The following is a 24,055-nucleotide window of genomic DNA, read 5'->3' on the forward strand; positions in this document are numbered from 1 at the left end:
TTTGCAAAATTATTAATAAAGGAAAGAAGATCATGATCGATATCAATAGGGGGTGGGAAATTGACCATTTTCCCTTTATGATAGCGGCACATTTCTACTGCCGGATTAGGCGGTAGCACATGTCTTTATTGAGTCTCACTCGATTCAACTTTTGAACGCCTCATTTCTGAATGGAACCATTTTATGTTCAAGTTTTTTGAAGGTTTAACTAAGCCTTTCCCTAAAGATACGGTCAATACTCCGCCGAGTACCTTGTTTGCTTTTTGCATGCATTACAGCCGCGATTTTCTATTACCTATTCTGTTTATGTCTATTTTGAGTGCGTGTATCGCCATTATTGAAGTTTCTTTAATGGGCTTTATGGGCTCGATTGTGGATATGCTTTCGACTCATACGCCAGAAACATTATGGGATGCTGAGGGAGCACGTATTATTGGTATGGGCTTGGTAATTATTGTAGTGATCCCTGTGATTGGCTTTTTCCACTCGATGATCATGCACCAAACGTTACTTGGTAACTTCCCTATGTCGATTCGTTGGTTAGCACACCGTTATCTACTTAACCAAAGTGTGACGTTTTACCAAGATGATTTTGCAGGGCGAATTGCCACTAAAGTGATGCAAACGTCGCTCGCTATCCGTGAAACGGTGATGAAATTTGCCGATATGCTGGTTTATATCACAGTCTATTTTGTGTCTATGTTTGTATTAATGGCGCAGGCTGATTTATGGCTGATGGTTCCGGTATTCGTTTGGCTAGTGGCTTATGTGCTAACTCAAGTTTATTTTGTTCCTAAAATGAAACGCATTGCCACTGAACAGGCTGATGCACGTTCATTAATGACTGGTCGTATCGTTGATAGCTATACCAATATCGCAACGGTAAAACTGTTCTCGCATACTAACCGCGAAACGGAATATGCAGAAAAGGGTATGAAGTCATTTTTGAAAACCGTTTACGCGCAAATGCGTCTCGCAACGGTGTTCTTATTCAGTATTGATATGCTCAACTACCTGTTGCTTTTCTCTATCGCAGCTCTGTCGATTGGCTTATGGATGAACAGTATGATCACTGTGGGTGCTATTGCCGTGGCGATCAGCCTTGCATTGCGTATCCAAGGCATGTCTAAATGGATCATGTGGGAAATTAGCGCTATTTTTGAAAACATTGGTACAGTGGTCGATGGCATGAATACCCTGTCTAAACCCGTTGTGACTCAAGATGTTGAAAATGCACCAGCACTTAAAGTCGATAACGGCCAAATTGATTTTGATAAGATAAGCTTCCATTATGGCGAGTCAAATAAAGCCGTGATCACCGATTTGAATTTGAATATTAAGCCGGGTGAAAAGGTTGGTTTAGTCGGGCGTTCTGGAGCGGGTAAATCAACCCTGGTTAACTTATTGCTACGTTTTTATGATTTGGAAAGTGGCACGATTCGTATTGATGGACAAGACATTTCTAAAGTTCAACAAGACTCGTTGCGCGGTAAGATTGGTATGATCACGCAAGACACCTCGTTACTACACCGCACAATTCGAGAGAACATTCTATATGGCCGTCCTGATGCGACAGAAAAAGATCTTCTTGCGGCAACTAAGCAGGCTCATGCGCATGAGTTTATTGAAAGCCTAACCGATACTTTTGGCAACGTAGGTTACGATGCGCAAGTAGGTGAACGTGGGGTGAAATTATCAGGTGGTCAACGTCAGCGTATTGCGATCTCTCGTGTGTTGCTAAAAGATGCGCCAATCTTGATTATGGATGAAGCTACATCGGCACTTGATTCAGAAGTGGAAGCGGCTATTCAAGAAAGTTTATACGAATTGATGGAAGGTAAAACGGTTATCGCCATTGCGCACCGTTTATCAACTATTGCTGCAATGGATCGTTTAATCGTCCTTGACCAAGGTGAAATTCTTGAACAGGGTTCGCATCAAGAATTATTGTCACAAGGTGGAATTTATGCACAACTTTGGGCGCATCAAACCGGAGGGTTTTTAGGAAGCGATGAAGCAGATTCGCTTGAGGATACAAAAGTATCATAACTTATTGCTCTAGATAAATTGATATTAAATGAAAGGCTTGTTACTTTGGTAAAAAGCCTTTTTTTTGTAGGGATTTTTTGGAGTTTTACATTATTGCGTGCTCGCGCAGATTAATTAAAGAGTCACCACTCTATACTCTCGCCCTTATTTTTTCAATTTCTCGAATAGGTCGGTAACTCGTCTCATTTAAGTATAGGTTGGTTGTATATGCTAGGTAAATGTTACGTTCGAGCTTTACTCAACACAGTCGTGATTATTGCTATCTTAGCCATGAGTTTTATTTATGAAGTAAATAAATCTCGTTCTTATTTGAAATCTGTCTTTGATATTTTTACATCTACCTTACAGCAAATTGGTGATAACAATGTTTCCGATGCTAACTACGCGCAGATGATGATTGAACACGGCTCTAAAGTTAAGACCTCACCGAGTGTGATCTCGAATGCAGATTTACATTACTTTCCTTCACGTAATGAATATGGCTTCAATCAAGGCGTTTATCCAAATGTGGCAGCTAATGGCATGTTAATTGGTTATGGCAAGCCACCTGCAATTTTAGTTGAAAATGGTAATCGTTTTTTGGCAATGGATAAAATTTGGAATAATTACCGTAAGGCGAATAAATTCCACAATCATTTTGTAGTCAACTATGAATATCAATTTGTTTACTCATCAAATATCCGTCTACTGGAAAATAGGGAACATTTTATAAAAGAAGGAATGATTAAGCCTCAGAGGTTCCGTAAAGGATTAGAAGATCGATATATAAAAGACCTTGAACAATATGGTTTTTTCTTTACTTTGCCCTATCAAAACTTACTGGATGACGGTAAAGTATTTTCAGTAATTACTCCTGTTTATTATCAAGGTGAGATATTTGTTGATATTGGAACGGATATTGAACTTGATGAGTTAAAAACTATTATTCGGCTTTATCCAGATCTAAAAAAGTCAATTCAAGTAGATTTAGTGTTTAATGGTAGTGATATTTCTGTTCCTGTAAGCGAGGCGAGATATAACAGTTGGGATGTATTTCATTATAAGTATGAAGTTCCAAATTTAGGTGCACTAGTTGCATATTATGATGTTCTTTATTTTTCTACAAAACTGTTTCCTGAATTATGTTTGTTGGTCATGCTATCGATAATCTTTCATCTAGTTTGGTCATCATTGCAACGACAAAAACAAGAAAAATTACTACTAAAAGAACAGCTTACGCATGACTCGATGACCGGCCTATATAATCGCCGAATTTTAGATGAGCAGGTGATCCAAGAAATTGATCTGTTAAATAAACAAAATAACCCTGTCTGTATTATTGCTATTGATGCCAATAAGTTTAAGAAAATCAATGATAATTATGGTCATCAGATAGGAGATAAAGCAATACTGCACATAGCCGACAGCTTAACGACATGCACACGTTGTCACGATTATTGTATACGTATGGGGGGGGATGAATTTTTAATTGTTTTACCTAATCTACCTCTAGAGCCAGCTTATAAAATAGCGGCACGTTTAGAAAAAGAAGTTCAGGAGCGCTCTATAGACTCTGTGGGCGTTGAGGTTACAATCACCAGTGCGACAACTCAAATGCTACCAAATGAGACTTTCGACCAAGTTTATAAAAGAGTTGATGAATTGCTGTATGAGAAAAAGGGCTAGAAATTGGTTAGGCCATTATCGATAGGTGTTATTTTTAGCCTAATGGCGTCCCCAGTAGGAGTCGAACCTACGGCCTTCCCCTTAGGAGGGGGACGCTCTATCCAGCTGAGCTATGGGGACCAAAAGACTAACCTTCAGAATAATACGGATTTTAAATAGATAATCCAATACTCAGATAGCTTTCCTCAGCTGAATTCTGCACAAGCGTTGTTTTTTTGCTCACAAGTTCAATTCTTGATGAATTTTAATTGCTTAATTTTCTGCTTAATTCTTTAATTAATTCGTACCAATAATGAGTTAAGGGTAATTTATGGCGGCTAGCTATTCTCGAGATCACCTGCGTTTTTTATATAATCGTCTTAAAGATAAATTGTGGGTGAAGCCATTATGGATGTGTTTCTGTTCCATATGTGCAGTCTTTATTGCTAAGTTTGCTGATCATTATAATGCTGGCTTATTTGTCCCACCGATTAGCCTAGATTCTATTGTGGCCTTGCTTGAGATTATGTCGTCGAGCATGTTGATGATTGCTACTTTTTCTGTTGGTTCGATGATAGCCGCTTATACTTCTGCGAGTACTTCTGCCACGCCACGCGCTTTTAGTGTTGTGGTGTCTGATGATGTGTCTAAAAACGCTTTATCACGGTTTATTGGTTCATTTATTTTTAGCATTGTAGCCCTGACTGCGATAAAAAATGATGTTTTTGACATCGCCGGTTTATTTGTATTGTTTATTTTAACCAGCTTAGTTTTTGCGTTAGTTATTTTGACGTTTATTCGTTGGGTTGATCGCTTAGCTAGACTTGGTCGAGTGGGGAACACAGTTGATCGGGTCGAGAGTGTGGCAATGCAGTCATTAATTCGTTTGCGTAATGCTCCCAATCGTTCAGGTGCACCTTGTGTGGATACTGAGCAAGGAGAAGCGGTGGTAGCAACATCGGTTGGTTACATTCAACATATTGATATTAGTCGTTTGCACCATTGGGCTGAAGATAATGATGCCGTGGTGGTGCTATCCGTATTACCCGGTAAATTTGTCGCGCCAGGTACGGTGATTGCTAAAGTGATCTCTGAGAAATCAGAGCAAGAGTTTGATTACAAAAGTGTATTAGCTGCTTATCAAATAGGGGCAGACCGTTTGTTTGATGATGATCCGCGCTTTGGTTTTATCGTGCTATCTGAAATTGCAGGTAAAGCATTATCGCCAGCGGTCAATGACCCGGGTTCGGCGATTAAAGTAATAGGCAGTCTAGTGAGATTGTTTGTGTGTTGGAGTGAACCCGTTCCGGAAGAGGATGAACAGCAATCATATTATGACCGAGTGCAAGTGCCAGAAGTCAATATAGAGGATATGTTTGATGATGCTTTTACTTCTATTGCTCGTGATGGCGCAAGCTGTGTCGAAGTGGGAATTCATTTGCAAAAAGCCTTAACAGCGTTGTGTATGGTGGGAGATGATAAAATGAAAGCCGCAGCGAAACGTCATGCTACGCTTTCATTAAAGCGCAGCCAATTAGCGTTATCATTAGATGAAGATCTACAATTGGTTAGAAATGCTAGCATGCTTGGGCGAGATTAATCGATTAGATATACCTAAGTCAGTTCTGCATCTTGAGGTCACTTAAGTATATATCGCTCTCGAGTTATTTTCGCCCAGTAACTTAAAATGGGTAATAAAATTGTCCAAGCAATCGCATAACTAAGAATAAAGGATGGCTGACTAAGTTCAGTGTTAAACACACCAAGTTTCAGGCCACTCCAATAACTCAAGGTTCCGAATACTTCACCTAAAAATGCCACCCAATACCAAGCTAATTTGCTTAACCATAATAAACTGTGATTAAGACATAAGATAAAGTGGCCCCACAGTAGTATTAACCAGATTGGAATCCACGGTTGATCTACTTCTAATATGCCAATCCACACCATGAATTGATCAACCAAAATACCAGCGAGTGCTGCTATCAATAAAAAACCATCAGCTTTGCGCGTTGGTGTTAGGGCAAAATGTACACCTAATAGTCCAATCATAAAAAAAGGAGCGCTAGCAGGAAACGAAGCCGCTAACGCCCAACAGGATTGGAATATTATGAAATTAATAATTGAGAATCGATGCATCTTGTTTACTTAAGTAGCCAGGTTTACGCATCACAATATGGTGGGTGCTGATCACTCTTTCCATAAATGCCCCTTCACAATAACAGAAGTAATAATGCCATAAGCGTTTGAATTGCTCATCATAGCCAAACGGTTGAATACTATGCCAATTGCGTTCAAAATTGCTGCGCCAGTCGACAAGTGTTCTAGCGTAGTGCAGGCCGATATCTTCAATGTTATCGATCATCATATCGGTGGATTGTGCAACTTGCTGATTTATGACATTTAATGAAGGTAAGCAACCTCCAGGGAAGATGTATTTTTGAATAAAATCGGTGCTTTTTCGATACTGTTCATAACGTTGATCGGCAATCGTGATTGCTTGTATCAATAATTTACCGCTTGGTTTTAATAGGTCATTACATTGCTTAAAAAAGGTCGGTAAGAATTGATGTCCAACCGCTTCAATCATCTCAATTGAAACCAGTTTATCGTATTGACCTTCTAGGTGGCGGTAATCTTGCTTAAGTAGAGTGACTTTATCTTCAAGTCCAAGTTGTTTAACTTGTTGTTGAGCATAAACAAATTGCTCTTCAGAAATGGTGGTGGTGGTGACATGGCAACCGTAGTGTTGAGCAGCATAAATCGCCAGACCACCCCAGCCAGTGCCTATTTCCAGCAGTTGATCGCTTGGTTGTAAATCAAGTTTATCGCAAATGGCTTGGAGCTTATTGGTTTGCGCTTCAGCTAAAGTATCACTGGGTTGGTTGTAGAGAGCACATGAATACATCATGCGATCATCAAGGAATCGAGTGTAGAGTTCATTGCCTAAATCATAGTGTGCCAAAATGTTCTTTTTAGAGCCCGACACTGTGTTGGCGTTTAATCGATTCGTTAAGAGGTTTTTAAAGGTATAAATCCAACTGGTTTTCTTTTCAAGTTGATCAAGTTGAACCTGATGACGTGCAAAAATACGAATCAAAGAAGTGAGATCAGGTGTGCTCCAGCGTTGTGCGATATAGGCTTCTGCGGCGGCAATACTCCCGCCTTTGATGATGTCACGGAAAACGTTGTTATCGTGAATGGTGATGTGACCTTTTAATTGTGCGTTAGGATTTCCCACGAAAGTCGCTTGGCTACCTTCATCGATTTCAATATAAGCATCATCCATTTTGTTGAGTAGGCTAAACACTAAGTGACGACATTGATTGCCGAACCAACCACTTTTACTTTTATTGTTTTGTAGGGATTGAGTTTGTTCCATCATCAACACTCCGTTGTTATGTTTTTCTATAAGGCACAAATGGGACTTTTTTGCTAAATAGCTTTAGTGCTTGCCAATAAATACCTTGTAAAACTTTAAAGTTCATAAAAGGTAGTGTTAGCCAATCTAGCTTGCTGGCAGGTTGGCTTGTGTTTGATTGCCTAGTTCTTAGTTGCCTAGTTTTTGATTGACTGGCTTTCATGTCCAGTTTACCTTTCATATCAAGCTTGCTAAGCGCCACCGTGGCATCAAATATTTTTTTACTCTGTTGGTCTTTGTCATGGTTTTCGATATGAACAAAGGCTTTGTCTTCTGGTGGATTTACTCGCCATTTATATTGCATATTCATTTGCATAAAAGGTGACACATGAAATGCTTTATCAGTCATTTTCTCGTTTTCGGTATTCACCAAGTACATGTCTACTAAATAATAGTGTCGTTGGTTCCATGGGGTATTGCTTACCTCAGCTAACATGTACTTGCAATTCCCTGATTTTTCAAAACAAAAGTAGAAATTAACCGGGCTAAAATACACACCAAAACAGCGACATTGGGCCAGCATTACTGCATTTTCACCGTCCCACTCGCCACCTAAATTAGCGACTTTGCTTTTAATACGTTGCAGCAATTCACCTGGTTCACTTTTAATGTAATCTTTTTGCGCAAAGCGAACCGGTTTGTACCATTGAGTGCCAAATGCCCAATGTTGATCATTCAAGCTATCGAGTTCGGCAACATTAATGCCCAGCATAGTAATCGGGTAGTTAAAGCTATGTAGAACCGGAGAAAAACGACGATGCCGCACCTTGCCTTTGTAGATACCATGTTGAAAATCGAAAGGTTGCGCTGTGGTCGTCATAATGAAATACCAAAGCGTTGAGCGACTTCTACTGCACTGCGAACACCATCTTCATGAAAACCGTTATGCCAATAAGCACCGGCAAAATGCGTATTGTTTTTACCACATATTTCTAAGCGACGTTGTTGAGCGGCCAGACTGTTTTGATTAAAAATAGGATGCGAGTAGTTAAAAGTCTGAAGGATTTTGTTGGTATCAATTCGGTCCGTGTTGTTGAGGGTCACGCAAAACGTGGTGTCCGATTCTAGTCCTTGTAGTATGTTCATGTTATAGGTGACACAAGCTGGGCGGTTTTGGTTTGAATCTAAATGATAATTCCAACTTGCCCATGCCAAGCGACGTTTCGGTAATAGATTGGTGTCGGTATGTAGCACGACTTGGTTATCTCGGTAGGGCATGCTAGATAGGATTTCTTGTTCTTGTGCATTAGAGTCACTTAATAAATGTAAAGCTTGATCGGAATGACAAGCAAATACCACTTCATCGAACTGCTTAGAGTGACCATCTTCAAACAGTAAAGTGACACCTGAATCGGTTCGAGAGACCGACTTTATTTGGCTATTCAATTCGATATTGTTTTCGAATGATTGAATAAGTGGATAAATATATTGCTTTGAGCCACCAGGGATAACAAACCACTGCGGACGGTTTTGAATATCAAGTAGTCCGTGGTTATAGAAAAATCGCACAAAAAACTTGAGCTGAAATTGAGTCATTTCTACTAAGCTGCTTGACCAGATAGCTGCACCCATCGGTAGAATGTAGTTTTGGCTAAATGCCTGATTAAATTTATGTTGCTTGAGAAAGTCACCTAGAGTTAATTCGACATCGATATCATCTCGTTCATATAAAGCTTTACATAGTTTATTGAAGCGTAGAATTTCTAAGATTAAACGCCAGAAGCTTGGTTTGAATAGGTTTGAACGTTGAGCAAATAACGTATTGATAGTACTGCCGTTATATTCCAAGTTAGCACTAGGGTTCATCACGCTAAAGCTCATTTCGGTTTTTTGTTCAGTAATACCCAATTGATTTAATAACTTAATAAAATTTGGGTAAGTGCGTTCGTTATAGACAATAAAACCAGTATCAATGGCATAGCATTTACCATCGACTTCTATGTCTTTGGTTGCTGTATGCCCACCGATATAATTATTTTTTTCAAAAACGGTGACGTTATGCTCTCGGCTTAAAAGATATGCTGAGGTTAAACCTGAAATACCGGAGCCAATGATCGCAATATTCTTCATTATGAAGTCATCCTTGATGCTATTTTTTGCCATAAAAAGAAAGGTAATAAAGAAAGGGCCTTGAGTAACCAAGTGAATACTCTAGGAAAATGAATTTCGTTTTTATTGTTATTAATACCTTTGAAAATGATGTCAGCCGCCTTTTCTGGGGTAGTTAAAAATGGCATTGAGAAATCATTTTTATCTGTGAGCGGCGTTTTTACAAAGCCAGGATGGATCACACTGACATGAATATTGTCTTTTTTTAGATCAATGCTTAAAGTTCGAGCTAGATACGTCGCAGCAGCTTTGGATGCACCATAAGCTTCTGCTCTAGGCAGAGGTAAAAAAGAAGCACTGGAGCTGGTTATCGCTAAGTTGCCACTTTGCTTAACTAATGGAAGCCAAGCCTCTAAGCAATAACCAATTGCGATGACATTGGCAGTGATAACCCTTTCAAAAAGTGCGCCATCAAAATGCTTGGCATCATCGATATATTCACAAGTGCCCGCATTGAGTAGCAATATATCTAATGCAGGTAATTGACTGACGCTCGCTTTAACCGCATTAAAATTGGTGATGTCACACAGTAGTGGCAGAATATTTGGGTGCAGTTCGCAAAGTTGCTGTAGCTTTTCGATACTACGCCCTCCTGCCCATACTTGATAACCTGCACTTGCGTAATGCAGCGCTAAAGCACGCCCGATACCAGATGATGCACCAGTGATTAAAATGCTTGGTTGATTATTCATGAGGTTGCCCTCTGCTTTATGTATTTAATGCCTGTACCAATGATGGGAAGTTGTTCATAAAGCATGCTGCCAATATCGAAGTAATCTCGGTGGTGTGTAATTTTTTGCTCATCAAAGATAAGGTGAGAGTGCCCATCAACCAGAATCAATTGGCCAGATTTGAGCTTAGGGTGCTGTAAATGCATAGTCCAATAAATGGCAGCTTGTTGGTCTTGGCAAAAAGAATCGTGAATATCAAAATGGCAGTGGATAACGTTGGCATACAGTTTTTCAAAGTAGTGATGTAGGCTATCTAGGCCACTAATTTGGTGTAGCGGATCTTGAAATTGGATTGATGGATCATAGATATCCGCTAATAACTGCAAATTGTCTTTATTGAGTTTTTGGTAAGTCTCGATAAAGCTGGAAATCCGTTCCGAAGCCTGCATCATGTGGTGTCTCCTTATTGCTATCCTGCTTTATAGAAACTTAGCGCCTGCTGTCTTGCGGTGGGGTGGTCGACAATCGCTGGCCAATAAGTATCCATACTGTGTTGCTTTAAGTAAGTGTGCGGAAAATGCAAATGTTTTAAGGGTACATTCTCCAGCTCTGGTAAGTACTTACGGATGAAGCTGCCATCTGGATCATATTTTTCACTTTGCGTGATCGGATTAAATATTCGAAAGTAAGGTTGCGCATCACAACCTGTGCCCGCGGCCCATTGCCAACCACCATTGTTGGCACTGAGATCGCCATCAATTAAGTGTTGCATAAAAAACGTTTCACCTAGTCGCCAATCTACGAGGCAATGTTTGGTGAGAAAGCTTGCGACAATCATTCTTAAGCGATTATGCATCCAACCGGTTTGTACTAACTGTCTCATTGCGGCATCGACTATCGGATAACCGGTTTTGGCTTGTTGCCAGGCGGCTAATAATTCAGGAGCATTGGGCCAAGGTAAATGGTCGTATTTGTCATTGAAATTATGATGCTTGTTTAGCTTTGGAAAGTGATGCAACAAATGACGATAAAAATCACGCCACGCCAATTCGTTGAGCCAACTCCCTTGCGGCTGTGAAATCACTTCTAAAGCATTGGGGTAATGGTGAGAGAGTTCAGCAAACACGCGTTTTGCACTGATTGCACCAATCGCTAAGTAGGGAGATAAACCAGAAGTTCCTTTTATCGCCGGGTAGTCTCGGTCTTGATGGTAGTCTTGGTATTTAGTGGTTAGAAAATTCGGAAGCACTTGCTGCAATACGGTATTCGCCAAAGGCCACTTGGTAGAATCTTGCTTAGTAATGTTAAACGTAATGACAGGGTTGCTAACAGGTTTTAATGATGGCAAGGAAACTTGTAAAGGAGCGGCATGGGTTCTTGCTAATGAACTTGCCCACGCTTTTTTAAATGGCGTAAATACTTTGTACATTTCGTTCTGACCATTGAGAACAGCGCCTTTAGAGACAATCACGTCAGATTCAAACAGCGTTAAGGATAAGCCATGATCTAATAAAACTTGGTCACGCTGTTGTTCATTAAGTTCAACTTCTTGATTAGCAAAAATATTTTCAATACGTTGCTGCTGACAATATGCGATGAGCGCTTGTGCTTGCTCGGCAAAGTCACTGGCTTCAATGTGTTTAAAATGAATGCCATGCAAACCTAGTTGCTGTGACAGTAAGTTGATATGTCTTTCAATCAAATCAATTTTTATTGGTGCCATATCATGCTGTTGCCATTGTAAAGGCGTGGAAATAAACAAAGCGTGAAATGGCTTACCCGCTTTTATAGCGTGGTATAGGGCTGGGTTATCGTCGACTCTCAGATCATTGCGAAACCAAACAAGATTCATGGTTTACCTTTTTGCTGATAAATTTTTTATATAAAGAAAAACAACAATTTCAGATGTAGCGCAATTTAAGCTCTTGTGGGTAGGGTGATAAATACACTTGAGCCGCTAAATATTGTTGAGGAAATTCTTTTAGATAATGATTAATCAAAGTGAGTGGCACCAATAAGGGAACTAACCCGGCACGGAAGTCATTAATATGAGTGGATAGCTCGCTTTTTTGCTGTTTTGTTAGGACTTTTTTGAAGTAGCCTTGCAGGTGTTGCAGCGTATTGGTGTGGCTTTTATGCGTTGCCACATGCTTTAACCCCGACATTAATAACGTAATATATTGTTGTGCCATTTCTTCTAGTGTGAGATCAGCACGGGCAAGTAGGCGGCCGGTTTCTTTATAGCTAATGAGATGGTGACTCATTAGCAAATATTTACGTTCGCTATGAAACTCAATTAGTTTGTGTTTAGTTAACCCAGAGGCTAATAAATCTTGCCAATGGCGATAGGTAAACACACGAATCATAAAGTTCTCCCGTAGTGCCGGATCCATTAAACGACCGTTTTCTTCACAAGGTAGATTCGGATTAAGCGTCATGATTTGTTTGGCGAATAAGCCTATGCCAGAGGCGGTACTGCCTTTACCGTCTTCTTGATAAACTTTTACTCTTTCCATGCCACAACTCGGGCTTTTTTGACAAAAAATAAATCCACTAAGGTGATCGATTTTACTGGCCACTGTTTGACCGTACTTGATTAAGTCTTGTGTGACATCGCCATCTCCATCAGGACGGCTGACATGTATTTCGTCACCTAGTTGAACCTGACGAATGGTGGGGCGGGGGATTGGCAAGCCAATCGCTACTTCTGGGCAAAAAGTTTGGTAGTTAACAAAAGGAGCGAGTTGACTCATACAAAAATCAGAACGCTTGTGTCCTTTATCAAAGCGCACTTGCTCTCCGGCGACACAGGCACTAATTCCAATTTGCGGCTTTTGTTCTGGTTGTTTCATGCTATGGCTACTCCTTGCTGCCTAGTAAAATCAACGGAGGTTAATAAATAAATTGCCCGATAGGGTTCAGTAGCTTTGAAATCCCTTGAGTAAATTGCAACGCATCATTTGATACCGTGAAGCATAAGCACCCGGTTGTGGTCGTTGGAGTATGCTCATGTTCTCCGGTTAGCCAAATAAAATCACCTTTTTGATACTTACCCATTTCATCTTCAAATTCACCATCAAGTAATAATGTTAGTTCAAACCCTCTATGGGTATGCATAGGAACACTACCACCGGGTTCAATATGTAATAAGCTGGTTTTAAGACTACCTTCCTGTAAGTCAATTCGAGAACGAGTCAGTTTGCCGAGCTTTTGCGGTTTTTGTAGTACCAGAGATTGTAGTGCTCTTGGCAAGGTGTAGTGCTGGCCTTTAAATTCTATAGTCTGTTCTGCTGTTTCGGTGGTATCAAACAAGGTATCTAATAGAGCATCATCTTGAGTGATTTGCGCGATCATATCAGCGAAATCATCTTCATGATCTTGCTGAGAAGGTGTCGATGACGGTGTAGTGAATTCCTGCTGAGCAGCTTGTTGAGTAATGCGATCGGCAAGGGTTTGACAGTCATGACATAATTCAAGATGGGCTGCGACGGCGATGCTCAATGATGCTGGTAGCTCACCACTTGCGAAAACGGTCATTAATTCATGTGTTGGATGGTGTCTCATGAATTTTCTCCCATAAGATGTTTCAATTTAGCGATTGCCAGTCTTAAACGTGATTTCACAGTGCCTAAAGGAATATTAAACTGGGTAGCGAGTTGCTCTTGTGATAGATCCTTGAAGTATATGCCTTCAATCAATTGGCGTTGATCATGAGAAAGTCGACTAAGGTATCGCTCAATTTTCTTACTCATTAAGTGGTCATCAAAACTGAGGGTTTCGGTTGTTTCTGCTTCAACGAGTGGCCAAATATCATCACTTAGTTGATCTTCTTTGTGAGTGCGCATTTTACGGAGCATGTCGAAAGAAGTGTTACGCATTATGGTGTATACCCAAGTGGTGGCAGCGCCTTTTTCCATGTCGAATAAATGAGCTTTACGCCACACATTCGTCATGGTGTCTTGTAATAATTCTTTAGCCGTTTCAGGGTTATTGAATTGTTTGATGCCAAAACGCTGTATTTTAGGCGCAAACCAAATAAACAGACGTTGAAAAGCCTGCTTGTCTCTTTGATTGGCAATATCACATAACCACTGCTCTAGCGGTGGTGTCACTTCATTATGGTCGTTGATTTCCGCTCTCATTGTTATCTTCTTGCCAGCGTGTTTTTGAACACCTAGCTGTTGAATGACTGGATACATAATGACAAATACCTAATAACAATTGATACCTGTATTACGTGTGTGATTAATAATGGGATCACTTTTATTTTTTTATGATTGGGTATATAGCCAACTTTGACTCAAATCATTAAAACCTCAGTTGATAACCACTATACCTCTTTAGGGTTATGGGTATGATATGTCAGTCCGTTATTATCGATAAGGGATTTATACCTGACGTTGTGTTTTTATTCACAGAATAAGCCGTATTTTGGTTATTTTTGTGATTACCTGAACATTCGTTAGATGCTTTACATGTTAACTCTTCCGAGAGTGTTTTCCTGTGGTAACATAAGCGCCCCCTTAACTTTAACTATAGATGAAGATATATGCTGGAAGTGCGTGATTTAACAGCGATTCGTGATGACAGAGAATTATTTGAGTCAATAAGCTTTTCTGTGTCAGCTGGTGATCTCGTCCAGGTTGAGGGTCGTAATGGTTCGGGCAAAACCACGATGCTGCGAATTATTACTGGTTTAGGTGATAGTGAAGCCGGAAGAATTATTTGGAAAGGCGTTGAAACTCGTAAAGACCGCGATGCCTTTCATCAAGATTTATTATTTATCGGACATCAAACTGGTGTCAAAAAAGAACTGACTGCATTTGAGAATCTTTCATTTTATCAGAAACTAAATGGCTCAACAGACGTCACAGAAGATGACATTTGGATGGCGTTGGCCAAAGTTGGCTTGGCAGGTAAAGAAGATATTCCAGCGGGTAAGTTATCGGCAGGGCAACAACGACGTGTAGCACTAGCACGTTTATGGTTAAGCCGTCACCCACTTTGGATTTTAGATGAGCCATTGACTGCCATCGATAAGCAAGGCATTAAAGTGATTGAAGCTTTGTTTATGGAGCATACGCAGAAGGGAGGGATGGTACTGTTTACCACTCACCAAGATATGTTTGCCGAAATGGATCAACTTAAAACCATTCGGTTGGGAGAGTAAATAATGATCTCAAGTATGCTGGCCATTATTCGTCGCGAGTTATTAATTGCTTATCGTCGTCAAGCCGATGTATTTAACCCTCTGTGGTTCTTTATTATTGTTATTACGCTTTTTCCTTTAAGTATAGGTCCAGAGCCGAATTTGTTAGCACGTATTGCAGCTGGCATCATTTGGGTAGCAGCATTGCTTTCGGCTCTGTTATCTTTAGAGCGCTTATTTCGAGATGATTTTAATGATGGGGCATTAGAGCAATTAATGCTATTGCCAATTCCTTTGCCATTAGTGGTGATCTCTAAAGTGATTGCTCATTGGTTGTTAACCGGGTTGCCTTTAATTTTAATTAGTCCGTTACTCGCGGTCCTGTTATCGCTAGATTTTCAGACTTGGTTGGCTGTGGTGGTTACCTTACTACTTGGTACGCCGACCTTAAGTTTTATTGGTGCGATTGGTGTTGGGCTAACGGTGGGGCTACAAAAAGGTGGTGTACTGTTAAGCTTGCTGGTTTTACCTTTATACATTCCGGTTCTTATTTTTGCCACTTCTGCAATTGAAGCCGCGACAAGTGGTTTTGGTTATTCAGGTCAACTAGCGATTCTGGGGGCAATGTTACTTGGCGCAGCAACTTTGACTCCATTTGCGATTAGCGCATCGTTACGCATCAGTGTGAATTAATAATAAATCCATTAATGATAAATGGTGCTTGTGGTGGATCAACGGCAAGCGAATATGATTTAAGTTAAAAATTATAAAGTAGAGCAAACATAGCCTACAAAACAAAGTGAGAAGCAAAATGTGGAAATGGTTACATCCATACGCAAAAGCTGAAAGAACCTATCAGCTATGCGGAACGTTATTGCCTTGGTTTTCTGTCTTGGCATTTGGGTTATTGCTAGTAGGTACCATTTGGGGGCTTGCTTTTGCGCCTGCCGATTACCAACAGGGCGATAGCTTTCGCATTATTTATATTCATGTACCTTCTGCTATCTGGTCGATGGGCATTTATATGTCAATGGCAATTGCCGCATTTATTGGCTTAGTTTGGCAGCTTAAGTTGTCGAATATGGCGGCTTCTGCGATGGCACCAATAGGTGCGGTTTATACTTTTATTGCTCTCATTACTGGTGCGGTTTGGGGGAAACCAATGTGGGGCGCTTGGTGGGTGTGGGATGCTCGCTTAACTTCTGAACTAATTTTATTGTTTCTCTACCTAGGTGTAATTGCACTTTATCACGCTTTTGATGATCAAAAAACCGCAGCAAAAGCTGCCGGTATTTTGGCAATTGTTGGGGTAGTCAATATTCCTATCATCCACTATTCAGTAGAGTGGTGGAATACCTTACATCAAGGTGCCACCATAACCAAGATTGGTAAGCCTTCTATTGCTCCAGACATGCTATGGCCTTTACTGTGTAATATTTTTGGTTTTGCCTTCTTCTTCGGTGCGGTCACTATGGTTCGTTTCCGTACTGAAATAATTCGCCGTGAAAGTCACCGCCCTTGGGTTTTGCAATTGGTAAAACAAAATGCAGCCAAAGGCTCAAAATCAGCAGAGGTGAAATAAATGTACTTTGACTCATTTAGTGATTTTTTAAACATGGGTGGGTATGCCGCTTATGTTTGGGCTTCTTTTGGAATTACATTTTTTAGTATGTTGGTTGTGTACTGGAAAAGTGTTTCAGATGGCAAAGCTTTATTGAAAGAAATTCAACAAAAAATTGACCGTGAAGAACGTCGTCAAGCGGCGAAAAAGATGGAAAACACACTATGACACCTAGACGCAAAAAAAGACTCGCAATCATTTTGGCTATTCTGATTGGTGTAGCAGGTACGGTTGGTTTAACCATGTATGCGCTTAATCAGAATATGAATTTATTTTATACGCCATCTGAGTTAGTCAATGGCAAACCAGATGGCACTATGCCTCATGTCGGAGAGCGTTTACGTATCGGTGGTATGGTGGTTGAAGGATCGGTTAAGCGTGATCCAGATTCGTTGAAAGTGAGCTTTGATCTAAAAGATATTGGTCCTACAGTTACTGTGACTTATGAAGGTATTCTGCCGGATTTATTCCGTGAAGGTCAGGGCATCGTTGCTCAAGGTACACTGGTTGATGAAAGAACTATTGAAGCATTTGAAGTATTGGCTAAACATGATGAAAACTACATGCCTTCCGAAATCGAAGATGCCATGAATAAAGGCCATAATGCTGATTATGACTATGAAACCCACACCATGAAAAATCAGGAATAAGTGCAATGATTGCTGAACTTGGACATTTTGCCTTAATTCTTGCATTAGGGTTTTCTATTTTATTAAGTGCATTGCCTATGTATGGTGCGAGTGTTAATAATCGCACTTTAATGGGCATGGCACGTCCTCTGTCTTGGGGGATGTTTTTGACACTAGCGTTTTCATTTGGGACGCTGCTTTGGGCATTTTACAGTAATGACTTTACTTTGCAGTATGTGGCAAGTAACTCGAACAGTTTACTGCCTTGGTATTATCGCTTAACCGCGGTATGGGGCGCACACGAAGGCTCTTTGTTACTTTGGGTACTTATTCAAGCTATCTGGACAGTTGCAGTAGCAACGTTTAGTCGCGGAATGCCGCAAGAATCGGTATCTCGCGTATTAGCTGTGATGGGGATGATTTCAATTGGTTTCTTGCTATTTATCATTCTGACATCGAACCCATTCTTACGTACCTTGCCTTACTTCCCGATTGATGGTCGTGATTTAAACCCACTATTACAAGATCCGGGTTTAATTATTCACCCACCAATGTTGTACATGGGTTATGTTGGTTTCTCGGTCGCATTCTCATTTGCTATTGCATCATTAATGACTGGTCGTTTAGATACCGCTTGGGCCCGTTGGTCTCGTCCTTGGACAACTGCGGCATGGGTATTTTTGACTATTGGTATCGCACTAGGCTCATGGTGGGCATACTACGAATTAGGCTGGGGCGGCTGGTGGTTCTGGGATCCAGTGGAAAACGCCTCTTTCATGCCTTGGCTAGCGGGTACGGCTTTGATGCACTCATTGGCGGTAACCGAAAAACGCGGCACCTTTAAAGCTTGGACAGTATTACTGGCGATCAGTGCGTTCTCGTTGAGCTTGTTGGGGACTTTCTTGGTCCGTTCTGGCATCTTGGTTTCGGTGCATTCATTCGCATCGGACCCTGCTCGCGGTATGTTTATTCTCGCTTTCCTTGCGTTAGTTATTGGTGGCTCACTATTGCTGTTTGCACTCAAAGGCGCGTCAGTGCGTGTGCGTGGTAACTACTCACTTATCTCACGTGAAAACGCCTTGTTATCCAACAATATTTTGTTGATTGCCGCTTTAGTCGTCGTATTAATTGGTACCTTGTTACCTCTAGTGCATAAGCAAATTGGTATGGGGTCAGTGTCGATTGGTGCGCCATTCTTTAATACTTTATTCACTTGGTTAATTGTGCCATTTACCTTGATCCTTGGTATTGGTCCAATGGTACGTTGGAAGCGTGATAATTTATCGGAAGTGAAAGTACCGATGCTTGTGTCACTGGTAGTCTCAGTGGTTGGCGCAACGGCGATTGCATTAATTTCGTCTAAGCAATTTATGCCGCTTGCTACACTGGGTTGGTTCATGGCGATTTGGATCTTTACGATGCACGGCTTTGAATTACACCAACGTGCGACACACCGTCATACCTTCTTTAAAGGTTTAACTAAGTTGCAACGTAGCCATTGGGCGATGATGCTGGGTCATATTGGACTTGCTGTCACGATCATTGGTATTGCGATGGTACAAAACTACAGCATTGAACGTGATGTCCGTTTAGCACCTGGAGATAAGTTTGAAATTCATGGTTATCAGTTTGATTTTGCTGGTGTACGTGACCATGACGGCCCGAACTATGAAGGTTTTATTGCCGATTTCATCATCAGTGAAGATGGTAACTATGTAAACGAACTGCATGCTGAAAAACGTTTCTATCATACGGCTCGTTCAATGATGACTGAAGCAGCAATTGACCGCGGTTTCACTCGTGACTTGTATGTTGCAATGGGTGAGCGTTTAGAAGGAACGGATGCATGGGCAGTTCGAATCTACTATAAACCGTTTATTCGCTGGATTTGGTTTGGTGCTATTTTGATGTCGATTGGTGGTGCGTTAGCGATCAGTGACAAACGTTATCGATTCCGTAAAAAAGTTGCTAAATCAACGGAATCAGCCGAGAAGGAGGCGTAACCATGAACCGTAAAATCTTGTTTGCACCTTTGGCATTATTTGCCATCTTGGTTGTGGTGTTTGCCACGCAGCTCACTCGTAATGCTGATGGTGATGATCCAACCAAATTAGAATCAGTATTGGTTGGTAAAACAGTACCTGAATTTAAGTTAGAAGATTTATTCCAAGAAAATAAAACCTATGATCAAAGCTTATTTCAAGGACAACCTTTGCTACTTAACGTGTGGGCGACTTGGTGTCCAACTTGTTATGCTGAGCATCAGTTTTTAAATAAGCTTTCAGAGCAAGGCGTAAAAATTGTTGGTTTGAATTACAAAGATGACCGTGAAAAAGCTAAAAAATGGTTGAGGGATCTTGGTAACCCATATCAAGTCGTGCTATTCGATGGTAGTGGGATGTTTGGATTAGATCTTGGAGTTTACGGTGCACCAGAAACCTTCCTGATTGATGCCAATGGCCATATTCAATATCGCCACGTGGGTGATGTGAATGTTGAAAACTGGAACGAAACCTTATTGCCTTTGTATAACAAACTAGAAGGTCAAAAAACACCATTGCAGCCAATTCCGATGGAGCGTGCCCAATGATGAAAAAATCTTCACTATTAATGCTGCTATGCATGTTATTTGCCGTACCAGCGATGTCTGCGATTGAAGTGTTTGATTTTGATACACCAGAGCAAGAAGCACAGTTTCAAGAGTTAAGCCATACGCTTCGTTGTCCTAAGTGTCAAAATAACTCCATTTCAGATTCCAATGCGGAATTGGCAAAAGATCTGCGTTTGAAAGTTTATCAAATGACAAAAGACGGTCAGTCTAAGCAAGAGATCGTTGATTACATGGTGGCACGCTACGGTAATTTCGTAACCTACAATCCACCATTAACTCCATCAACGGCAGTTTTGTGGCTTGCGCCATTAGGCATAGTGATCTTTGGATTCGGTTTTATTGTGATACGTAGCCGACGAAAATCAGCCGCTGCTCAAGTGAAAAATTCAACATCATTGGATAAAGCACAAGAGCAACGTTTAAAAGAGCTTTTAGAAGAATCTGATTCAAACGACAAGAAGGGCAGTGATTCATGATAGCATTTTGGATTGGAACAATTATCTTACTCGCCATCTCTTGCGTGTTTGTTTTATACCCACTATTAAAGCCTAAAGAGGTTGATGAAGCGGAACAACGTGATGATTTAAATAAAGCGTTTTTTCGTGATCGTTTAGCAGAATTAGAGTCTGAAGACCAGGCCGGTATTGTCGGTAATAAAGATGATCTGGTTTTAGATTTAAAACAGTCTTTATTAGATGATATTCCGGTTGCTGAACAGCAAAAGACAGATTCTGCTGCAGTGAAGTGGATGGCAATACCTTTAGTGATCTTTATGGCGATCGCTTCTTATGGGGTGTATGCCTTATATGGTGCGCATAGTAAGGTTGCCCATTGGAAACAAGTTGAAAATAACTTACCTGTCTTATCTCAAAAATTGATGAACCCTCAAGGTGTTGAATTAACTGAGCAGGAGATGACGGATCTGACTTTAGCGCTACGTTCTCGCTTGCAATATAATGCAGACGATGCGACGGGCTGGGTATTACTCGGTCGTATTGGCTTGGCGAATCGTGATATTGAAACCGCGATAGGTGCATTGACTAAAGCCGATAATTTGATGCCGAATAATCAAGATGTGCAATTAAGCCTAGCTCAAGCGTTAATGTTCTCATCGGATCAAGTTGATTTACAAAAAGCCGATTCGATTTTAGCGCAATTAATAAAACAGCCTGATGTCGACCTGCGTGTCTATTCATTATTGGCGTTTAGTGCCTATGAAAGTGGTGATTACGCCAAAGCTATCGACTACTGGAAAGCGCTTCAAGATAAGATCGGAAAAGATGATGACCGCTACGACATGCTTTCTCGTAGTATTAAAACGGCTCAGCGTGAGTTAGATGCAACGAATCATCCAGAGCAAAAAACCTACCAAGGCACACCGGTTAAGGTCACGGTCTCTTTATCACCAGAAGTGAAATTACCAGAATCAGGTGTGTTGATTGTCTCTGTACATACTGCGGATGGTGCACCTATGCCGGTTGCGGCAGCACGTTACCCAATCTCACAATTCCCTGTGACCGTAGTTTTAGATGATAGTAACAGCATGATTGAAAGCCGTAAGTTATCAAGCTTGTCTGACATCATGGTGAAAGCTCGTATTGATAGTGATGGTAATGTCGCTACTCGTGAAGGTGATTGGCATGGTGAAAGTTTGCCAATTCATCTTGGTGATGATGCGGTAATTTCAATTGAGAAGAAATATTGATAATTAACATTAAGATGCAATACAATTAACGTTATTGCATATTCTTCTTTAATTATAGAAAGGCAATGTATTGAATTACGTTGCCTTTTTTTTATACCCTTTATACTTGAAGCAGCAGTTTTGTTGAGGTTTCTGATTTGGGGATAAGTTAATAATTTTTTAAGCTAACATAGGATGTAGCGGCTTGGGTGATATAAAAAACAATTATTCATTTTCGCTTATCTTCCTCTCATCAACTCTGATGCTAGGCTGTAGCTCTACGCCTGAAAAACAAGCCTCTACCACTCCAAATAATACGGTTACTTCCTCGGAGAAATCGACCACAGATCATGATGATGGTGACTTCTTTGAAGGTTTCAACCGTTTGATGTGGGATTTTAACTTTGAGGTGCTCGATCCTTATGTTGTTCGGCCGTTGTCTATTGTCTACATGGAATGGACACCCTGGCCAATCCATACTGGACTGAATAATTTTTTAAACAACCTTGATGAGCCGGCGAATGCAGTGAATAACTTACTGATGGGCAATGGTGACCAAGCGGTGGAGAATTTTAGCCGTTTTTGGATCAACAGTACGATTGGTTTGCTCGGTTTCATTGATGTTGCATCGATGGCTAATATATCCAGTACTAGTCGAGAGTTTGGTGATGTAGTAGGGCATTATGGAGTTGGTAATGGAGCCTATCTAATGTTGCCAGCTTACGGCCCTGTCACAGTGCGCGATGCTGCTGATACTATCGATGGCTTGTACATCCCTTTAAACTGGCTAACCTTCTGGCAAAAGGCTGGCAAGTGGGCATTTCAAGGATTAGAGTCACGCTATGAACTAATAAGCCAAGAAGGATTGCTACGTAATTCTCCAGATCCTTATAAATTAAGTAAAAGTATTTACATACAGCATCAAGACTTTAAAGCGGAAATCAGTAAACAGCCAGAGCCAGCTTTAGATGAAGATCTTTTAGAAGAGTACTTAGGGCATGATTACTAAGGGTGATTTACATAAGAAATTAAATAGTAATTAAACAAAAAGCCTTACTACATAATTGCAGTAAGGCTTGAGCTTTAGAGTTTAAATTAGAATGTTTTGTTGTATTGAACACCTGTGATGATGGCATCAGTATGTGTTACGGCATCAATACTTGAAATCCCTTCGTGCTCTTCATGGGCATCAACATCAACGCCTAATAGATAAGTGAAGCCAAAGTCGATGCTTGAGTCTTTAGTTGGCGCATAAGAGAAACCAGCAGATAACCAGTTACGGTTTGAATCCGGAACTGCAATGGTAGTGATTTCATCTTGAGCACCTTGGTCAAACATATAACCAGTGCGTAGTGTCCATTTATCATTTAAGTAGTAAGTACCGCCAATCGTATAGCTCCAAGTATCTTTCCACTCAAATTTTTGTAGTGAGATATCAGGTCCAGCAGTCGCTAATTCATCAAACTTGCTCCAGTCTGTCCATTGAACCGTGTAGCTGATGGCAAACTTAGTGCCTTCAAAGCGATTGTAACCAGAGATCTGTGCAAAACCAGGTAAAGGCACCACGATTTCATCGGCAAGAGTGATCCCAGCTGGGCCATCAATTTTTCCTTTAGCATGAATTTCAGGACTAGCGTGGTAAGAAATACCCCAACGGTTATTTTCGTTGAGCTCGTACGTGGTACCAATGTTCCAACCAAGGCCTGCACCAGATGCATCTACGTCTACAGCATTAATAGTTCTATTTACATTTACTGGAAAACTAGGGTCTAATCCTGAAGGTACTCCTGGTACATCAATTGTGATATCGGTATTACCATCAACGGCTAAGCTTCGTTTAAACTCTCCATGACCATAGATAATGTCTAAGCCTGCACCAAAACTCCATTGGTCATTGACGCGATAAGAAGCCGCTAGTGCTAATTCAGCACTGATTATACTCGATGTACCACCATATTCACCTGGGAATGAAGAATCAAATTCAGATTCCGTACCAAAGTTAGAATATAAACCAGCACCTACGGCCCATTTATCATCGAGAGGTACAACTAAAAACATGTTAGGTGCGACTGCGAGGTTACCTGCGTCATCATAGCTAACAGGCATATTGCTTGAGCCATTAAGGCTACTATTGTAAGTACCATCACTCACTGAGATTTTGGGTTTAATTGCCGTTGCGCCCATAGTGAAAGAAGTTTTATCAAATAACGCCATGGCAGCCGGGTTAATTGCCATTACAGAGGCATTATCGGCAATGATACCGTCACCAGCGTATGCGCGTCCCACACCTGTTGCAGACTGAGCTGCAATTTGAAAACCTGCAGCAAAAACAGATGGCGATGCGATTAATAAAGCGCTTGCAAGAGTGGATGTGGTGAACACATTCAACTTTTTCATTGGATAATACCTACTTTATGGTTTGTTTTATTTTCGTGTTGCGTTTGAAAATGGGATGGATCTTATAAAG

24 protein-coding genes and 1 tRNA gene are annotated in these 24,055 nt (G+C 40.8%); 13 read left to right on the plus strand and 12 right to left on the minus strand.

All coding sequences use genetic code 11. From position 1 onward, the window contains the following. Nucleotides 1-183 precede the first annotated feature (183 nt). Together QQJ93_RS16280 and QQJ93_RS16285 are read left to right on the plus strand one after the other, a co-directional pair. Nucleotides 184-2,049: an ABC transporter ATP-binding protein gene (locus QQJ93_RS16280; RefSeq protein ID WP_089122554.1), complete on the plus strand. Its 1,866-nt coding sequence runs from the start codon at nucleotides 184-186 to the stop codon at nucleotides 2,047-2,049. 207 nt (nucleotides 2,050-2,256) lie between these two features. Next, nucleotides 2,257-3,714, plus strand: coding sequence for a diguanylate cyclase (locus QQJ93_RS16285; protein WP_089122555.1), 1,458 nt, complete (start codon nucleotides 2,257-2,259; stop codon nucleotides 3,712-3,714). A gap of 43 nt (nucleotides 3,715-3,757) precedes the next feature. Here the strand turns inward: QQJ93_RS16285 and QQJ93_RS16290 are convergent. Next, nucleotides 3,758-3,834 (minus strand) — tRNA-Arg (locus QQJ93_RS16290). Between the two features lie 190 nt (nucleotides 3,835-4,024). Here QQJ93_RS16290 and QQJ93_RS16295 point away from each other — a divergent pair. Beyond that, nucleotides 4,025-5,293, plus strand: coding sequence for a DUF2254 domain-containing protein (locus QQJ93_RS16295; RefSeq protein WP_089122556.1), 1,269 nt, complete (start codon nucleotides 4,025-4,027; stop codon nucleotides 5,291-5,293). Between the two features lie 38 nt (nucleotides 5,294-5,331). Here QQJ93_RS16295 and QQJ93_RS16300 read toward each other — a convergent pair whose 3' ends face one another. Genes QQJ93_RS16300 through QQJ93_RS16345 form a run of 10 tightly spaced genes read right to left on the minus strand, consistent with a single transcriptional unit; the run spans nucleotide 5,332 to nucleotide 14,093 of the window. Beyond that, nucleotides 5,332-5,832 carry a DUF2878 domain-containing protein gene (locus QQJ93_RS16300; protein ID WP_089122557.1) on the minus strand — a complete coding sequence of 167 codons (501 nt, stop codon included), beginning with the start codon at nucleotides 5,830-5,832 and terminating at the stop codon, nucleotides 5,332-5,334. Then, nucleotides 5,810-7,075: a class I SAM-dependent methyltransferase gene (locus QQJ93_RS16305; RefSeq protein ID WP_431313600.1), complete on the minus strand. Its 1,266-nt coding sequence runs from the start codon at nucleotides 7,073-7,075 to the stop codon at nucleotides 5,810-5,812. The genes QQJ93_RS16300 and QQJ93_RS16305 overlap by 23 nt, the downstream gene beginning before the upstream one ends. A gap of 16 nt (nucleotides 7,076-7,091) precedes the next feature. Beyond that, on the minus strand, nucleotides 7,092-7,934 hold the full coding sequence (locus QQJ93_RS16310) for a DUF1365 domain-containing protein (RefSeq protein WP_089122559.1): 843 nt from the start codon (nucleotides 7,932-7,934) through the stop codon (nucleotides 7,092-7,094). Beyond that, nucleotides 7,931-9,184: an NAD(P)/FAD-dependent oxidoreductase gene (locus QQJ93_RS16315; protein ID WP_089122560.1), complete on the minus strand. Its 1,254-nt coding sequence runs from the start codon at nucleotides 9,182-9,184 to the stop codon at nucleotides 7,931-7,933. Before QQJ93_RS16315 ends, QQJ93_RS16310 begins: the two co-directional genes overlap by 4 nt. After that, nucleotides 9,184-9,915 (minus strand): SDR family NAD(P)-dependent oxidoreductase, encoded by a 732-nt coding sequence (locus tag QQJ93_RS16320; RefSeq protein WP_089122561.1) that lies wholly within the window; start codon nucleotides 9,913-9,915, stop codon nucleotides 9,184-9,186. Before QQJ93_RS16320 ends, QQJ93_RS16315 begins: the two co-directional genes overlap by 1 nt. Further along, on the minus strand, nucleotides 9,912-10,346 hold the full coding sequence (locus QQJ93_RS16325) for a nuclear transport factor 2 family protein (RefSeq protein WP_284186121.1): 435 nt from the start codon (nucleotides 10,344-10,346) through the stop codon (nucleotides 9,912-9,914). The genes QQJ93_RS16320 and QQJ93_RS16325 overlap by 4 nt, the downstream gene beginning before the upstream one ends. A gap of 17 nt (nucleotides 10,347-10,363) precedes the next feature. Then, nucleotides 10,364-11,746 (minus strand): deoxyribodipyrimidine photo-lyase, encoded by a 1,383-nt coding sequence (gene phrB / locus QQJ93_RS16330; RefSeq protein ID WP_089122562.1) that lies wholly within the window; start codon nucleotides 11,744-11,746, stop codon nucleotides 10,364-10,366. A 49-nt stretch (nucleotides 11,747-11,795) separates the two neighbouring features. Next, nucleotides 11,796-12,746 carry a YbgA family protein gene (locus tag QQJ93_RS16335; RefSeq protein ID WP_089122563.1) on the minus strand — a complete coding sequence of 317 codons (951 nt, stop codon included), beginning with the start codon at nucleotides 12,744-12,746 and terminating at the stop codon, nucleotides 11,796-11,798. Between the two features lie 40 nt (nucleotides 12,747-12,786). Continuing rightward, a complete protein-coding gene (locus tag QQJ93_RS16340) occupies nucleotides 12,787-13,458 on the minus strand; it encodes a ChrR family anti-sigma-E factor (RefSeq protein ID WP_089122564.1) in 672 nt (223 codons plus the stop codon). After that, nucleotides 13,455-14,093, minus strand: a complete 639-nt coding sequence (locus QQJ93_RS16345; RefSeq protein ID WP_222104091.1) for a sigma-70 family RNA polymerase sigma factor — start codon at nucleotides 14,091-14,093, stop codon at nucleotides 13,455-13,457. The genes QQJ93_RS16340 and QQJ93_RS16345 overlap by 4 nt, the downstream gene beginning before the upstream one ends. A gap of 350 nt (nucleotides 14,094-14,443) precedes the next feature. Here QQJ93_RS16345 and ccmA point away from each other — a divergent pair, with 350 nt between their 5' ends. From ccmA to QQJ93_RS16395, 10 genes are all read left to right on the plus strand, one after another. After that, on the plus strand, nucleotides 14,444-15,064 hold the full coding sequence (gene ccmA, locus QQJ93_RS16350; protein WP_089122565.1) for a cytochrome c biogenesis heme-transporting ATPase CcmA: 621 nt from the start codon (nucleotides 14,444-14,446) through the stop codon (nucleotides 15,062-15,064). A 3-nt stretch (nucleotides 15,065-15,067) separates the two neighbouring features. After that, complete coding sequence (ccmB, locus tag QQJ93_RS16355; protein ID WP_089122566.1) at nucleotides 15,068-15,736, plus strand: heme exporter protein CcmB; 669 nt, start codon at nucleotides 15,068-15,070, stop codon at nucleotides 15,734-15,736. Nucleotides 15,737-15,854: 118 nt separating this feature from the next. Next, entirely contained in the window at nucleotides 15,855-16,625 is a 771-nt protein-coding gene (locus QQJ93_RS16360; protein ID WP_089122567.1) for a heme ABC transporter permease, read from the plus strand. After that, a complete protein-coding gene (ccmD, locus tag QQJ93_RS16365) occupies nucleotides 16,626-16,832 on the plus strand; it encodes a heme exporter protein CcmD (protein ID WP_089122568.1) in 207 nt (68 codons plus the stop codon). Further along, complete coding sequence (gene ccmE, locus QQJ93_RS16370; protein WP_089122569.1) at nucleotides 16,829-17,314, plus strand: cytochrome c maturation protein CcmE; 486 nt, start codon at nucleotides 16,829-16,831, stop codon at nucleotides 17,312-17,314. The genes ccmD and ccmE overlap by 4 nt, the downstream gene beginning before the upstream one ends. A 5-nt stretch (nucleotides 17,315-17,319) precedes the next feature. Continuing rightward, on the plus strand, nucleotides 17,320-19,296 hold the full coding sequence (locus QQJ93_RS16375; protein ID WP_089122570.1) for a heme lyase CcmF/NrfE family subunit: 1,977 nt from the start codon (nucleotides 17,320-17,322) through the stop codon (nucleotides 19,294-19,296). Between the two features lie 2 nt (nucleotides 19,297-19,298). Continuing rightward, nucleotides 19,299-19,883 (plus strand): DsbE family thiol:disulfide interchange protein, encoded by a 585-nt coding sequence (locus QQJ93_RS16380; protein ID WP_089122571.1) that lies wholly within the window; start codon nucleotides 19,299-19,301, stop codon nucleotides 19,881-19,883. Further along, nucleotides 19,883-20,380: a cytochrome c-type biogenesis protein gene (locus QQJ93_RS16385; protein ID WP_162497284.1), complete on the plus strand. Its 498-nt coding sequence runs from the start codon at nucleotides 19,883-19,885 to the stop codon at nucleotides 20,378-20,380. Before QQJ93_RS16380 ends, QQJ93_RS16385 begins: the two co-directional genes overlap by 1 nt. Next, nucleotides 20,377-21,609 carry a c-type cytochrome biogenesis protein CcmI gene (gene ccmI / locus QQJ93_RS16390; RefSeq protein WP_089122573.1) on the plus strand — a complete coding sequence of 411 codons (1,233 nt, stop codon included), beginning with the start codon at nucleotides 20,377-20,379 and terminating at the stop codon, nucleotides 21,607-21,609. Before QQJ93_RS16385 ends, ccmI begins: the two co-directional genes overlap by 4 nt. 241 nt (nucleotides 21,610-21,850) lie before the next feature. Then, a complete protein-coding gene (locus QQJ93_RS16395; RefSeq protein WP_089123559.1) occupies nucleotides 21,851-22,597 on the plus strand; it encodes an MlaA family lipoprotein in 747 nt (248 codons plus the stop codon). Between the two features lie 86 nt (nucleotides 22,598-22,683). Here QQJ93_RS16395 and QQJ93_RS16400 read toward each other — a convergent pair whose 3' ends face one another. Continuing rightward, a complete protein-coding gene (locus QQJ93_RS16400; protein ID WP_089122574.1) occupies nucleotides 22,684-23,985 on the minus strand; it encodes an outer membrane protein transport protein in 1,302 nt (433 codons plus the stop codon). Nucleotides 23,986-24,055 lie beyond the last annotated feature (70 nt).

This window comes from Vibrio algivorus, assembly GCF_030161215.1.
Lineage (GTDB): Bacteria > Pseudomonadota > Gammaproteobacteria > Enterobacterales > Vibrionaceae > Vibrio > Vibrio algivorus.

Coding starts and splice junctions, on each gene's coding strand:
- QQJ93_RS16280 (WP_089122554.1), top strand. CDS start 184: ATGTTCAAGTTTTTTGAAGGTTTAACTAAGCCTTTCCCTAAAGATACG.
- QQJ93_RS16285 (WP_089122555.1), top strand. CDS start 2,257: ATGCTAGGTAAATGTTACGTTCGAGCTTTACTCAACACAGTCGTGATT.
- QQJ93_RS16295 (WP_089122556.1), top strand. CDS start 4,025: ATGGCGGCTAGCTATTCTCGAGATCACCTGCGTTTTTTATATAATCGT.
- QQJ93_RS16300 (WP_089122557.1), bottom strand. CDS start 5,832: ATGCATCGATTCTCAATTATTAATTTCATAATATTCCAATCCTGTTGG.
- QQJ93_RS16305 (WP_431313600.1), bottom strand. CDS start 7,075: ATGGAACAAACTCAATCCCTACAAAACAATAAAAGTAAAAGTGGTTGG.
- QQJ93_RS16310 (WP_089122559.1), bottom strand. CDS start 7,934: ATGACGACCACAGCGCAACCTTTCGATTTTCAACATGGTATCTACAAA.
- QQJ93_RS16315 (WP_089122560.1), bottom strand. CDS start 9,184: ATGAAGAATATTGCGATCATTGGCTCCGGTATTTCAGGTTTAACCTCA.
- QQJ93_RS16320 (WP_089122561.1), bottom strand. CDS start 9,915: ATGAATAATCAACCAAGCATTTTAATCACTGGTGCATCATCTGGTATC.
- QQJ93_RS16325 (WP_284186121.1), bottom strand. CDS start 10,346: ATGATGCAGGCTTCGGAACGGATTTCCAGCTTTATCGAGACTTACCAA.
- phrB (WP_089122562.1), bottom strand. CDS start 11,746: ATGAATCTTGTTTGGTTTCGCAATGATCTGAGAGTCGACGATAACCCA.
- QQJ93_RS16335 (WP_089122563.1), bottom strand. CDS start 12,746: ATGAAACAACCAGAACAAAAGCCGCAAATTGGAATTAGTGCCTGTGTC.
- QQJ93_RS16340 (WP_089122564.1), bottom strand. CDS start 13,458: ATGAGACACCATCCAACACATGAATTAATGACCGTTTTCGCAAGTGGT.
- QQJ93_RS16345 (WP_222104091.1), bottom strand. CDS start 14,093: ATGTATCCAGTCATTCAACAGCTAGGTGTTCAAAAACACGCTGGCAAG.
- ccmA (WP_089122565.1), top strand. CDS start 14,444: ATGCTGGAAGTGCGTGATTTAACAGCGATTCGTGATGACAGAGAATTA.
- ccmB (WP_089122566.1), top strand. CDS start 15,068: ATGATCTCAAGTATGCTGGCCATTATTCGTCGCGAGTTATTAATTGCT.
- QQJ93_RS16360 (WP_089122567.1), top strand. CDS start 15,855: ATGTGGAAATGGTTACATCCATACGCAAAAGCTGAAAGAACCTATCAG.
- ccmD (WP_089122568.1), top strand. CDS start 16,626: ATGTACTTTGACTCATTTAGTGATTTTTTAAACATGGGTGGGTATGCC.
- ccmE (WP_089122569.1), top strand. CDS start 16,829: ATGACACCTAGACGCAAAAAAAGACTCGCAATCATTTTGGCTATTCTG.
- QQJ93_RS16375 (WP_089122570.1), top strand. CDS start 17,320: ATGATTGCTGAACTTGGACATTTTGCCTTAATTCTTGCATTAGGGTTT.
- QQJ93_RS16380 (WP_089122571.1), top strand. CDS start 19,299: ATGAACCGTAAAATCTTGTTTGCACCTTTGGCATTATTTGCCATCTTG.
- QQJ93_RS16385 (WP_162497284.1), top strand. CDS start 19,883: ATGAAAAAATCTTCACTATTAATGCTGCTATGCATGTTATTTGCCGTA.
- ccmI (WP_089122573.1), top strand. CDS start 20,377: ATGATAGCATTTTGGATTGGAACAATTATCTTACTCGCCATCTCTTGC.
- QQJ93_RS16395 (WP_089123559.1), top strand. CDS start 21,851: ATGCTAGGCTGTAGCTCTACGCCTGAAAAACAAGCCTCTACCACTCCA.
- QQJ93_RS16400 (WP_089122574.1), bottom strand. CDS start 23,985: ATGAAAAAGTTGAATGTGTTCACCACATCCACTCTTGCAAGCGCTTTA.